The sequence below is a fragment of the Kitasatospora sp. NBC_01539 genome (assembly GCF_045040525.1).
In the GTDB taxonomy this organism is placed as follows: domain Bacteria; phylum Actinomycetota; class Actinomycetes; order Streptomycetales; family Streptomycetaceae; genus Kitasatospora.
This window is the reverse complement of sequence record NZ_CP109390.1, coordinates 5,709,323-5,721,279: the sequence shown is the minus strand read 5'-3', so window position 1 is coordinate 5,721,279 and position 11,957 is coordinate 5,709,323. Positions and strand designations below refer to the sequence as shown.

General features: G+C 73.1%; 11 protein-coding genes and 1 pseudogene. 4 read left to right on the top strand and 8 right to left on the bottom strand.

The features are described 5' to 3' along the window. Positions 1-83: 83 nt before the first annotated feature. Both dapD and OG335_RS24755 read left to right on the top strand, forming a co-directional pair. Positions 84-1,070 carry a 2,3,4,5-tetrahydropyridine-2,6-dicarboxylate N-succinyltransferase gene (gene dapD / locus OG335_RS24760; RefSeq protein ID WP_405013305.1) on the top strand — a complete coding sequence of 329 codons (987 nt, stop codon included), beginning with the start codon at positions 84-86 and terminating at the stop codon, positions 1,068-1,070. Between the two features lie 393 nt (positions 1,071-1,463). Next, on the top strand, positions 1,464-1,685 hold the full coding sequence (locus OG335_RS24755; protein WP_405013304.1) for a hypothetical protein: 222 nt from the start codon (positions 1,464-1,466) through the stop codon (positions 1,683-1,685). Here OG335_RS24755 and OG335_RS24750 read toward each other — a convergent pair. The 8 genes and pseudogenes from OG335_RS24750 to OG335_RS24715 form a co-directional block, all read right to left on the bottom strand. Next, positions 1,676-2,509, bottom strand: a complete 834-nt coding sequence (locus OG335_RS24750; RefSeq protein WP_405013303.1) for a DUF6099 family protein — start codon at positions 2,507-2,509, stop codon at positions 1,676-1,678. The genes OG335_RS24755 and OG335_RS24750 overlap by 10 nt on opposite strands. Before the next feature lie 372 nt (positions 2,510-2,881). Then, positions 2,882-3,190, bottom strand: a pseudogene (locus OG335_RS24745) (nucleotide pyrophosphohydrolase); the annotation flags it as partial. Positions 3,191-3,312: 122 nt separating this feature from the next. Then, positions 3,313-4,608, bottom strand: coding sequence for an AAA family ATPase (locus OG335_RS24740; protein WP_405013302.1), 1,296 nt, complete (start codon positions 4,606-4,608; stop codon positions 3,313-3,315). A 261-nt stretch (positions 4,609-4,869) separates the two neighbouring features. Beyond that, a complete protein-coding gene (locus OG335_RS24735) occupies positions 4,870-5,697 on the bottom strand; it encodes a putative RNA methyltransferase (protein WP_405013301.1) in 828 nt (275 codons plus the stop codon). Positions 5,698-5,741: 44 nt separating this feature from the next. After that, positions 5,742-6,170, bottom strand: coding sequence for a fic family toxin-antitoxin system, toxin component (locus OG335_RS24730; protein WP_405013300.1), 429 nt, complete (start codon positions 6,168-6,170; stop codon positions 5,742-5,744). Continuing rightward, positions 6,167-6,400, bottom strand: coding sequence for a toxin-antitoxin system HicB family antitoxin (locus OG335_RS24725; protein WP_030270443.1), 234 nt, complete (start codon positions 6,398-6,400; stop codon positions 6,167-6,169). The genes OG335_RS24730 and OG335_RS24725 overlap by 4 nt, the downstream gene beginning before the upstream one ends. 194 nt (positions 6,401-6,594) lie before the next feature. Beyond that, positions 6,595-7,923 (bottom strand): class I SAM-dependent RNA methyltransferase, encoded by a 1,329-nt coding sequence (locus OG335_RS24720; protein ID WP_405015516.1) that lies wholly within the window; start codon positions 7,921-7,923, stop codon positions 6,595-6,597. Positions 7,924-8,315: 392 nt separating this feature from the next. Then, the gene (locus tag OG335_RS24715) at positions 8,316-10,370 is read right to left on the bottom strand and encodes an APC family permease (protein ID WP_405013299.1); all 2,055 of its coding nucleotides are present in this window, start codon (positions 10,368-10,370) and stop codon (positions 8,316-8,318) included. A gap of 247 nt (positions 10,371-10,617) precedes the next feature. Here OG335_RS24715 and OG335_RS24710 point away from each other — a divergent pair, with 247 nt between their 5' ends. Together OG335_RS24710 and OG335_RS24705 are read left to right on the top strand one after the other, a co-directional pair. After that, positions 10,618-11,286, top strand: a complete 669-nt coding sequence (locus tag OG335_RS24710; protein ID WP_405013298.1) for a potassium channel family protein — start codon at positions 10,618-10,620, stop codon at positions 11,284-11,286. Next, positions 11,286-11,957: a potassium channel family protein gene (locus OG335_RS24705; RefSeq protein WP_405013297.1), complete on the top strand. Its 672-nt coding sequence runs from the start codon at positions 11,286-11,288 to the stop codon at positions 11,955-11,957. The genes OG335_RS24710 and OG335_RS24705 overlap by 1 nt, the downstream gene beginning before the upstream one ends.

Here is an 11,957-nt window from a genome sequence, read left to right as displayed (position 1 = left end):
TTTTGGCCTGTCAGCGCGGCCGACGGCGTCCGGACGGTGAGCGCGTTCGGCAGTGCCTCCCCCGATTCGTTAACGTGCTCGATGTGACTGCTGAAACCTCCTCCCTCCCCGGCGCCGTCGCCGTCGGCCTGGCGACGATCGCCGCCGACGGCACCGTGCTCGACACCTGGTTCCCCGCTCCCGAACTGACCGCCGCGCCCGGCCCGGCCGGAACAGTCCGGCTCACCGCCGAGCAGGCCGAGGCCGCGCTGGGGAGCGGCGCCGCGGAAGCACTGCGCGTCGACGCCCGCCGCGGCGTCGAGGTCGTCGCGGTACGGACCGCCATCTCCTCGCTGGAGGACAAGCCGCTGGACGCGCACGACGCGTACCTGCGGCTGCACCTGCTGAGCCACCGTCTGGTGAAGCCGCACGGGCAGAACCTGGACGGCATCTTCGGGCTGCTGGCCAACGTGGCGTGGACGAGCATCGGGCCGGTGCCGGTCGCCGGTGTGGAGCAGGCCCGCCTCGCGGTCCGCTCGCAGGGCGGCCAGCTCGCCGTGTACGGCATCGACAAGTTCCCGCGGATGACCGACTACGTCGCGCCGAGCGGCGTCCGGATCGCCCACGCGGACCGCGTCCGCCTCGGTGCCCACCTGGCCGAGGGCACCACGGTGATGCACGAGGGCTTCGTGAACTTCAACGCCGGCACGCTCGGCACCTCGATGGTCGAGGGCCGGATCAGCGCGGGTGTCGTGGTGGGCGACCACAGCGACATCGGCGGCGGCGCGTCGATCATGGGCACGTTGTCGGGCGGCGGCAAGCAGACCGTGTCGGTCGGCGAGCGCTGCCTGCTCGGCGCCAACGCGGGCATCGGCATCTCGCTGGGCAGCGACTGCGTGGTGGAGGCCGGTCTGTACGTGACCGCCGGCACCCGGGTCACCACCCCCGACGGCAAGATCGCCAAGGCGGTGGAGCTGTCCGGCCAGGACAACCTGCTGTTCCGCCGCAACTCCCAGAGCGGCGCGGTCGAGGTGATCGCGCGGTCCGGCTCGTGGGGCGGCCTGAACGCGGAGCTGCACGCGCACAACTGATCCTCTGTGCTGCCGGCGGGCCCGGCTCGCGTACGGACCGTACGCGAGCCGGGCCCGCCGTCGTGCCGGGACGGGACCGCGGCTCTGCCGACGGGCGGGCCAGGACCGCGAACCCGACCGCGAACCCGACCGGGACCGGGACCGCGACCGCGATGTCGGGTCCGGACCCAGGCCCGGACCCAGGCTCCGGGCGGAGGGGCGTCGGGCCCGGTTCCCGCGTATGGCGGAACGCGGACCGGCGCGCAACCCGGCCTCACTCCTGGGGCTGACGGCCGAACACGGTTGGACCTCAACGGGTGGTGCGAGGTGACCGCCGGCGTGCGGGGGTCGTTGGAGGGTGGGCGCCGGTGTCCGGCGCCGCACACCGCACCACCGAGTCGGAAGGGCACTCTCATGTCCGATCGCACGTCCGAGCCGAATCCCGAAGCCTCGCAGTCGCTCTCGTACGACCTGTCCGCGGCCGTGGCGTCGAAGGGCCTCCTCCAGCAGATGGAGGAGCTGCTGGCGACGGTGAGCGCCAACCTGGCCGGGCTCGGCGCCGACCTGCGCTCCTCGAGTGTCACCCGGACCGACGACCCGGAGGACGAGGCTCCGGAGGCCGGCGCTCACCGCTGAACCCCGGTCGGGGATCCGTGCGCCCCGGCCGCGGCGGGTGGCCGCACACCGGCGCGGAGGCCCCGGCCGCGGCACGCCGGAGCTGCGGCCGTCCCGGATGCTGACTGTCGGCGGTCCAGCGGTCGCGCCGCGAGCGGGTCGGGCAGGCCGGACACCCCCGGCGCACCGGCCTGCACCGGCAGATCGGACGGGCCGGGCTGCGCGGACACGTCGGACGGGCCCGCCGTGCCGGGACCCGCCGCCGGGGGCCGGTCGTCGTCGGCCTCGCCCGCGTCCTGCGGCGCCGCACCGCTGTCGCGGCGGACGGTGCGGAGCAGCTCGGCCACGAGGTCCTTGCACTCCGCGCCGGCGTCGACACCGTCGATGCACTGCCAGTACACGGTCTCGGCGTCGGCGCCGCAGGCGAGCACGACGAGGGCCTCGGCCACCTCGTGCAGCAGGCTGCCGAGTTCGTGGAGCAGCGGTTCCAGCTCCCCGAGGCCGTCGAGGCGCTCGGCCCTGACACCTGCGGTCCGGTCCGCGGAGGGCCGTTCGACACGGGCTCCGCCGGCCGACCGATCGTGGGGATCCCCGGCGTGGTCCTTCCTGGGGCCGGCCTCCTCCGTGTCGTCCGGCGGCCGGGCCAGGCAGGCGACCGCGTGGGATCCTGCGTCGCGCAGCAGTTGTCCGAGTGCGCCGATCTCACCGGTCTCCCGGTGGGCGATCCGGATGCCCACGGCCTCGATGAGCAGCACCGTCTGCCGGGCCTCCTCCAGTACGTCGGACGCCGTCCTGGCCTGGGCCAGCGTGTGCCGGGCGGTCTTGATCAGTCGCAGTGCGTCCATGCCGCCACTCCCTTCGCTCGTGTCCGTCCGCCGTCGCCGGCGGTGTGTCACGACGCAAGGGTGCCCGCGGTGCCGGACCACGGCCTTCCGGCCCGGACGCCCTGTGGACAAACCCCGCCTGTGGACAACCGAGGTCCCCCACACGGCGGAAAACCGTCACCCGCACGGTGGACAGGCGGAACGAGAAACAGAGAGGGAGAGACAGGAGAGGAGGGAGAAGGGGCGGGAGCACACGGCCCGTCACCCGACGGCGGACCCGCCCACCGCCGCGTCGTCACCAGGCCCCGGCCCCCGCCCCGACCTCGACCCCGACCCCGACCCTGCATCGTCACCCGATCCCGCATCGTCACCCGACCCCGGCACGGCGTCGCCACCCGGGACGGGGAAGCGCGTCTCGTTCCGTTCGATCTTCGCCGCCAGGGCCTCCGCCGGGTCCACGCCCACCGCCGTGCAGAACTGCAGCAGGTAGGCGAGGACGTCCGCGACCTCGTCGCGTACCCGGTGGGCCCGATCGGGGTCGGACATCACCGCGTCGGCCTGTTCGGGTGTCAGCCACTGGAAGATCTCCAGCAGTTCGGCCGCCTCCACGCTGAGCGCCGCCGCGAGGTTCTTCGGCGTGTGGAAGGGCTGCCAGCGCCGGGCGGCCGCGAACGCGGTGAGCCGGTGCCGGAGCACTTCCAGGGCGTCGGGCCCGGGGCCAGGCCCGGGTTCCGGTCCGGGTTCCGGTCCGGGCCCGGGGCCAAAGCCGGGCCCGGGCCCGGGTGCGGCCGAGTGCGGGGCGGGGGTGCGGGTGTCGTCGTCGCTCACGCCCCCAGGTCTACCCCATCACCACCGACCCGCCCGCCCTGCGGGGGCACGCGCGGACGGTCCGGCGGCACCAGGACGCTGTGGCCGGTGGCCGGATCCCGGCGGCACTCGACCAGTTCGACGCCCTCCACCTCGTGGGCCGCCGCGGGCTCCTGGAGGGCGGCGAGCACCCTGACGTCCTCCTTCGCGCAGACGTCCCGGGCGACCCGGAGCAGTGAGGCGGTCTGTTCGGTGCCGAGGCCGGCGCCGAGGTCCTCGGCGAGCACGGTGAGCTGCCGGTGCGCGGAGGGCACCTCGGCGGCCGCGTCGACGTCGAGCACTCCGGCTCCGGTGAGGAGTACGGCGGCGAAGGCCAGCAGTCGCAGCATGCCGTCGGAGGCCTGGTCGGCGCCGGTGCGGCCGAGGACGCCTTCGTCGAAGACCGCCATGAGGCGCTCCTGCGTGTCCGCGCCGCGCCGGGCGACCTGCAGTCCGAGCAGGGGGTGCGGGGCGGCCGCCTGGACGGCTTTGAGGAGGCGCCCGTAGCGGCGGCTGCACTCCCGTTCCAGCCGGGCGAGCACGGCGGAGATGTTGGAGGCGGTGCCGACGAGTCGGGCCTGCGTCTCGGGCCGGGTCCAGCTGCGCATCGCCGCGGGCACCGGGTGCAGCGGGAAGACCTCGCGCAGCGCGGTGAGCAGGTGTTCGGCGGCGGCCAGCACCTTGCGCTCGCCCGGCGACGACCCGGCCACGCGCAGGGGGATCTGGGCGGTGATCAGGCTGTCGCTGGGGAAGGGCGCGCGGATGTCGCCCTGCCGGGTGTCGTTGTGCCAGGTGACGTTCACCCGGCCGTGGGTGGTGTCCTGTTCGCCGGTCTCCACCAGGGTCTCGCCGGCGAGGGTCAGCCACTCGCGGGCGACGCGGACGCGGCCGTCGGTGCGGACGACGAGTTCCAGCCGGATCGGGCCGGCGTCGGAGCGGACGGTGCAGCCGAGGATGATCGCGTTCCGGCCGTGCGGGACGCAGCCTGCCAGCCCGCCGCGGATGGGTGCGGCCAGCGGCCCGGAGGTGCCGCCGAGACCGTCGAGCGAGAGGCCGATCTCCTCGCCGAGGGCGAGCCGGGAGAGGACGGCGAGGGCATCCAGCGCGTTCGACTTGCCGACGCCGGAGGGCCCGTGGAGCACCGTCAGCGCGGTGAGCGGCAGGGTGGTGCGGCGGTACGACTTGAAAGAGGTGAGCCGTAGTTCCTCGACGGCGGGGCGGCGGATGGCGGTTCGGGTGACCGGGGCGGCGGTCACGGCGGCTTCGCTGGTCACTCCGGGACCTTAGCGGCCGTCCTGGCAGGTGAAACGTACCTGCTCGGGCGGGTTCACACGAACGGCTCAGCGCCCGCGGCGCCGCGCACCCCCTGCCCCGAAGGACGCCGGCCGCCACCCGTCGCCGGACCACGGCGCGCGGCCCGCACGCAGGACAGGCAAGAGAGGCGGAAGGAGGCGAACGGGGGCACGGGACGAAGACGCCGGACGGAAGGGCCCGGCGGAGGGACAGGACGGAGTGACGGCCCGGTCGGCCCGGCCTCAGCCGTAGACCGACAGCCGCACGGAGCCGGTCACCTCGACGGGGTCCGGGAGTTCGGCGAGGGCCGCGGCGAGCCGGTCGGGCGCGGTGTGCCAGGCGTTGGGGCCCATGCCGACGACGGCCGCCGCGTCGCTGTGGGAGAGGCGGAGCGTGAACTCCACCTCCGTCCGGTCGAGGGGCTGCAGCCAGGGGTTGAGCTTCTCGTCGATGCGGCGTTCCTTCTCGTCGTCCACGGACAGCAGGCCGAGGCCGTCGACGAGTTCGCGCAGGTGGCGGCCGGTGGGGGCGACGAGCAGCAGGCGGCCGCCGGGGCGCAGCACGCGGCGGATCTCGGGGCCGTTGCGCGGGGCGAAGACGTTGAGGACGAGGTCGGCGCAGCCGTCGCGGAGCGGCAGCGGGCGCCAGGCGTCGCAGACGACGGCGCCGATCCGCGGGTGGGCCCTGGCGGCGCGGCGCAGTGCGTACTTGGAGATGTCGAGGGCGGCGCCGGCGGGGCCGGCGAGGCGGTCGAGGACGTGGGCGAGGTAGTAGCCGGTGCCGGCGCCGAGGTCGGCGACCAGGCCGTCGTGGGGGACGGTCCCGGCTGCGTGGGCGAGTGCGTCGGCGATCGGACGGTAGTGCCCGGCGGCGAGGAAGTCGGCGCGGGCGGCGACCATGGGGGCGGTGTCGCCGGTGCCGGTGTGGGCGTCGCCGGCGAGCAGGCTGACGTAGCCCTGCCGGGCCTGGTCGAAGCTGTGCCCGGCGGGGCAGCGGAGGGTGCGCCCGTCGAGGGTGAGGTGCCGCGCGCAGTGGGGGCAGGCCAGATGGTGCTCGATGTCCTGCAGCAACGTCGCGTTCCTCGGGCTCGGGGGTGGGCTCCCAGCCTAACGAGTCAGTCGGTGTCGGTTCCTTCGTCGTCCTCCCCGCTGACTTCCTCCTCCTCGGGTTCGTCGACGACCCAGGCGGCGAGGCGTTCGGCGACCCCGCTGACGCCGATCTTCCCTTCGCGGATGGCGCGGGCGAGGCTGCGGACCTCGCGCGCGGTGGTGGCGACGGTGCAGCCGCTGGCGACGAGGTAGGCGTAGGCGACGGCGGTGGCGAACAGCTCGTTGTTCCGCTCCAGCGAGGGGATGCGGATCAGCTGGTGCATCAGGGCCGCGGCCCGGTCGTAGGGTTCGGGGTAGACGGCGATGTCGAAGATCTCGGCCTGGTGCCGGGCGACCGCGGCCAGGAGCGACCCGTAGTCGGTGACCTGGGGGTCGCCCGGGGTGTACTGCTCAGCGGTCATGAGCAGCCACGAGAGGTCGACCTCAAGTTTCAACGGCGCACGTCCTGCGCGCCGGGCTCTCCGAACTCGGCCAGGAAGGCGGTCTCGTACTCCTTCATGAACTGCGCGGCGGTGTCGACGAAGAGGCGACCGGCCTCTCCCATGTCCTGCTGCACGAGGCGTTCGATGTACTGGTTCATGCTGATCCCCTGCTGTTCGGCCCTTTCGCGGGCCATCTCGGCGGTGGTGGCGTCCACCCGGACGTTGAGTTGTTTCTTGGCCATGCATTCAAGCTAGCGCCGAGGTGCTAGCACAGCAAGGGCGCTTTCCGGCCGCCTCTCCGCCCCCGCTCCCCTCAGATGTCCGTTCACGCCCCGTCGGAAACCAGCCACCCGGCGCACGGACCCGGCCGCGCCACGGCGGACGGCGGGTACGGGAGCCGTTCCTCCCGTACCCGCCGTCCGGGTGGTGGCCTCGGCTACTGCGCGCCGACCGGCTCCAGGATCGCCACGCACTCGAAGTGGTGCGTCATCGGGAACAGGTCGAACGCCCGCAGCGAGACCGGCCGGTAGCCGCCCTCGCGGAAGAACGCCAGGTCGCGCGCGAGCGCCGCCGGGTCGCAGGCGACGTACGCGATGCGCCGCGCCTCCAGGCCCGCCAGGTGCGCCACGGTCTCCCGGCCCGCACCGGCACGCGGCGGGTCGAGGACGATGAGGTCGGTGGCGGTGATGCCGGTCCGCGGGAGGAGCGTCTCCACCCGGTCGCACTCGATCCGGACGTTCTCCAGCGCGGCGAGGTTGTGCCGGGCGTCCTCGACGGCCCGCTTGGACGACTCGATGCCGAGCACCGCGCCCTCCTCTCCGACCCGGTCGGCGAGCGCACCGGCGAACAGCCCGACGCCGCAGTACAGGTCGAGCGCCATCTCGCCCCACTGCGGGTCGAGGCCGTCCAGCACCGCGTCGACCAGGGTGTCCGGGGCCTCGGGGTGGATCTGCCAGAAACCGCCGTCGGAGACGCGCCAGGTGCGGCCTGCGGCGCGCTCGCGGACGAAGGTGCGGCCGTGCACCCGGTGGAAGAGGTCCTGCTCGTCGACGCGGGTGATCGACACCGGCTTGTCGAGCTCGACCAGCGGCAGCTGCTCGCCCGGGGCGGGCCGCAGGATGACCTGCCGGTCCGAGGAGCCGGACGCGGCGATCGCGTCGACCGAGACGAGGCCCGTCCAGTCGCGCGACTCGATGCCGAGCTCGGTGACGCCCTCGGCGGCGATCAGGCAGCGGTCGATCGGCTGGATGTCGTGCGAGCGGTGCTTGCGCAGGCCGACGCTGCCGCTCTCCCGGTCGACCGCGTACTGGACGCGGGTCCGCCAGGCCGGCACCTCGCCGGCCGGGAGCTTGCCGCCCACCGGCTCCACCGAACCGTCCCAGCCGGCCTCGGCCGGGGTCAGGCCGGCGAGCTTGGCCAGCTGCTCGGTGAGCACCTGGCCCTTGAGCTTGCGCTGGCCGCCCGGGGTGACGTGCTGCCAGTCGCAGCCGCCGCACAGGCCGGGGCCGGAGAACGGGCACGGCGCGGCGATGCGGTCCTTGGCGGCGTCGAGGACCTCGACGGCGTCGGCCCGCAGGAAGCGCGAGGTGGTGGTGCCGTCGGTGATCTCGGCGATCACGCGCTCGCCGGGCAGCGTGTGCCGCACGAAGAGCACCCGGCCCTCGTGCCGGGCCACGCAGTGCCCGCCGCCGTGCGCGACCGGGCCGACCTCGACCTCGTAGCGCTCGCCCACCAGCGAGTCGCCGCTGGGCACCTTGGGCGCCACCGGGGCCTTCGGCGCCTTGGGGGACTTCGACGCACGCGGGGCGCTCTCGGCGGTGCGCAGCGCCTTGGGCGGGCGGACGGCCTGCTTGGCCGCCGTGCGGCCCTTCGGCCGGTCCGTGCCGCCCTGTGCCCGGCCCTGCTGCTGCCGGGGAGCGTCCGCGCGGTCCTCGCGGGCACGCCGGGCCCGGGGCTCGTCGGCCGGGGCGGTCTCGCGGGGCGCGAGGGGCGCGGTCTGGGCGGTGTAGCCCTCGCGGTCGGTGGCGGCCGGGCGGGCGGCCCGGTTGCTCCAGCGCGGGTGGGCGACCTGTCCCGGCCTCGCGCCGGACTTGCCGGCCTTGCCGGTCTTGCCGGCCTTGCCGGACTTGCCGCCCGATCGGGGCGGGTTGTTGCGGGTCACGGTGATCCGTCCTTGCTGCTGGACTGTGCGGAGTCTGAGGTCTCGAAGGCCCGGTTGACCTGGTGCCGGGGCTCGCCGCGTCGGACGGCGCCCGGTGCCGACCATGCCTTCTGCGGCTTGCGCCGCTCGGAGGACTCCAGCTGCCAGGGTACGGACGTCACCATCACCCCGGGCTTGAAGAGCAGGCGGCCCTTGAGCCGGAGCGCGCTCTGGTTGTGCAGCAGGTGCTCGTACCAGTGGCCGACGACGTACTCGGGGATGTAGACGGAGACGACGTCGCGGGGGCTGCTGCGGCGCAGGTTCTTGACGTAGTCGAGGACCGGTCCGGTGATCTCGCGGAACGGCGAGTCGAGGACCTTCAGCGGGACGTCGATGCCTCGGGCGTCCCAGTCCTGGCGGAGGGCCTCGGTGTCGGCGAGGTCGACGTTGACGGTGACGGCCTCCAGGGTGTGCGCGCGGGCCAGCCTGGCGTAGGCGAGGGCGCGCAGGGCCGGCTTGTGCAGCTTGGAGACCAGCACGATGGCGTGCACCCGGGTCGGCGGGGCGACGTCGTCGGGCTCCTCGGCGGCGACGAGCTCGTGGGAGACCCGCTCGTAGTGGCGGCGGATCGCCTTCATCAGCACGAAGAGCACGACCATCGTGGCGATGGCGATCCAGGCGTGGCTGATCTTGGTGACGAGCACCACGATGAGCACGGCCATCGTCATGACCAGGCCGAAGGTGTTGATGGCCCGGCTGCGCTGCATGTGCGCGCGCTTCTTCGGGTCGGTCTCGCTGCGCAGCAGGCGCGTCCAGTGCCGGATCATGCCGGACTGGCTCATGTTGAACGACACGAAGACGCCGACGATGTACAGCTGGATGAGCCGGGTCGGGTCGGCGTCGAACGCGACGATGAAGAGGACCGCCACACCGGCCAGCAGCATGATGCCGTTGGAGAACGCGAGGCGGTCGCCGCGGGTGTGCAGCTGGCGGGGCAGGTAGCGGTCCTGCGCGAGGATCGAGCCGAGCACCGGGAAGCCGTTGAAGGCGGTGTTGGCGGCGAGCACCAGGATGAGGCCGGTCACCGCGGCGACGAAGTAGAAGCCGGGCGTGAAGTTCGAGAACACGGCCTCGCTGATCTGGGCCAGCGCGGTCTTCTGGTGGTAGCCGGGACCGGCGCCGACGAGCTGCTCGGCCGGGTCCTCGGCCATCTGCACGCCGGTCAGGCGGGCCAGCCAGATGATGCCCATGAACATCACGACGGCGATGCTCGCCATCAGCAGCAGGGTGGTGGCGGCGTTCTTGCTCTTCGGCTTGCGGAACGCGGGCACGCCGTTGGAGATGGCCTCCACACCGGTCAGCGCGGCGCAGCCCGAGGAGAACGCCTTCAGCAGGAGGAAGACCATGGCGAAGCCGGCCAGCGAGTCGTTGCCGGGCGTGGCCTGCAGGTGGAAGCCGGCGCTCTCGGCGTTCATGTCCTGGCCGAGGCCGAAGTAGCGGAACGCGCCCCACACGACCATGCCCATCACACCGACGATGAAGGCGTAGGTGGGGATGGCGAACGCGCTGCCGGACTCCCGCACGCCGCGCAGGTTCACGCCCATCAGCAGGATGACGACGATCACGGACAGCACCAGCTCGTGGCCGCGCAGCGACGGCACGGCCGACACCACGTTGGCCACGCCCGAGGTGGTGGAGACGGCCACGGTGAGCACGTAGTCGACCAGCAGGGCGCTGGCCACCACGAGGCCCGAGTTCGGGCCGTGGTTCACGGTCGCGACCTCGTAGTCGCCGCCGCCGCTGGGGTACGCGTGCACGTTCTGCCGGTAGGAGGCGACCACCGCGAGCATCACGACGGCGACGACCAGCCCGATCTGCCACGAGAAGTGGATCGCGGACGCCCCGGCGACGGACAGCGTGAGGAGGATCTCCTCGGGGGCGTAGGCGACGGAGGACAGCGCGTCCGAGGCGAACACGGGCAGCGCGATGCGCTTGGAGAGAAGAGTCTCCCCCAGCTTGTCGCTGCGGAGCGCTCGCCCGATCAGGATGCGTTTCGGGAGATCGGCAGGCATAGGCACATCAAGGAATCGTAGGGGCTACCACCGGATGTGCCGACGACCGGTGCCCCCTCCGTCGAGACTGTGTTCGGCGGACCGGCTAGCGTGTCGGATGAAGGATTTGCGGGCAACACCCGGTTGCCCGGTGCGCCGGGGTTGAAGGCGCGGATGACGATCCACCCCCGAAAGCGGGGGTGCGGAAGGATGATGAGCGGTGTTTGCGCAGGTCATGACCCCAACGGATCGGGTGAGGTAGCGTCCCGTGCACATCGTCATCATGGGCTGCGGACGCGTGGGCTCGGCCCTCGCGAGAGCCCTGGAGAAACAGGGCCACTCGGTCGCCGTCGTGGACCAGGATCCGACCGCCTTCCGCCGGCTCGGCGCCGGGTTCAACGGCCGACGCGTCACCGGCGTGGGCTTCGACCAGGACACCCTGCGCGAAGCGGGCATCGAGGAGGCCGGTGCGTTCGCCGCGGTCTCCAGCGGTGACAACTCCAACATCATCGCCGCCCGCGTCGCCCGCGAGAACTTCGGCGTCGAGAACGTCGCCGCCCGGATCTACGACCCGCGCCGCGCCGAGGTCTACCAGCGTCTGGGCATCCCGACCGTCGCCACCGTGCGCTGGACCGCCGACCAGATGCTGCGCCAGCTGCTGCCGAGCGGCGCCGAGCCGCTGTGGCAGGACCCGTCCGGCAGTGTCCAGCTCGCCGAGGTCGCGTACGCGCCGACGTGGATCGGGCACAAGCTGACCGCGATGGAGGAGGCCGCGGGCGTGCGCGTGGCGTTTCTCACGCGGCTCGGCGAGGGCGTCCTCCCGACGCCGCACATGGTGGTGCAGGAGGGCGACCTCGTCCACGTGACCCTGCGCCGGGCCGAGCTGGACGCGGTCGAGGCCGCGTTCGCCAAGGGCCCCGAGGAGGAGGGTCACTGATGCGAGTCGCCATTGCCGGGGCCGGTGCCGTCGGCCGCTCGATCGCGGGCGAGCTGCTGGAGAACGGCCACGACGTCCTCCTGATCGACAAGAACCCCAACTCCATCTCGGTGGAGCGCGTGCCGATGGCCGAGTGGCTGCTGGCCGACGCCTGTGAGATCACCTCGCTCGACGAGGCCGCCCTGCAGCGCTGCCACGTGGTGATCGCCGCCACCGGTGACGACAAGGTCAACCTGGTCGTCTCGCTCCTCGCCAAGACCGAGTACGGCGTGCCCCGGGTCGTCGCCCGGGTGAACAACCCGAAGAACGAGTGGCTGTTCAACGAGTCCTGGGGCGTGGACGTCGCCGTCTCCACCCCGCGCCTGATGTCGGCCCTGGTCGAGGAGGCCGTCAGCGTCGGCGACCTCGTGCGGCTGATGCGCTTCAGCCAGGGCAACGCCAACCTCGTCGAGCTGACCCTCGCCCCCGACACCGAACTGGTCGGCACCCGGGTCGCCGACGTGCCCTGGCCCGACGACACCGCCCTGGTGACGATCATCCGTGAGGGCCGGGTGCTGGTGCCGGGCAAGAACGACACCCTGGAGGCCGGCGACGAGCTGCTCTTCGTCGCCGCCCAGGAGCGCGAGGAGGAGCTGGAGAACCTGCTGTCCGCAGGCTCCGGCGCCCAGTAG

Excerpts from the sequence above, each read along its gene's own strand:
- OG335_RS24755 (WP_405013304.1), top strand. The coding sequence starts at position 1,464 with ATGTCCGATCGCACGTCCGAGCCGAATCCCGAAGCCTCGCAGTCGCTC.
- OG335_RS24750 (WP_405013303.1), bottom strand. The coding sequence starts at position 2,509 with ATGGACGCACTGCGACTGATCAAGACCGCCCGGCACACGCTGGCCCAG.
- OG335_RS24725 (WP_030270443.1), bottom strand. The coding sequence starts at position 6,400 with ATGGCCAAGAAACAACTCAACGTCCGGGTGGACGCCACCACCGCCGAG.
- OG335_RS24715 (WP_405013299.1), bottom strand. The coding sequence starts at position 10,370 with ATGCCTGCCGATCTCCCGAAACGCATCCTGATCGGGCGAGCGCTCCGC.
- OG335_RS24705 (WP_405013297.1), top strand. The coding sequence starts at position 11,286 with ATGCGAGTCGCCATTGCCGGGGCCGGTGCCGTCGGCCGCTCGATCGCG.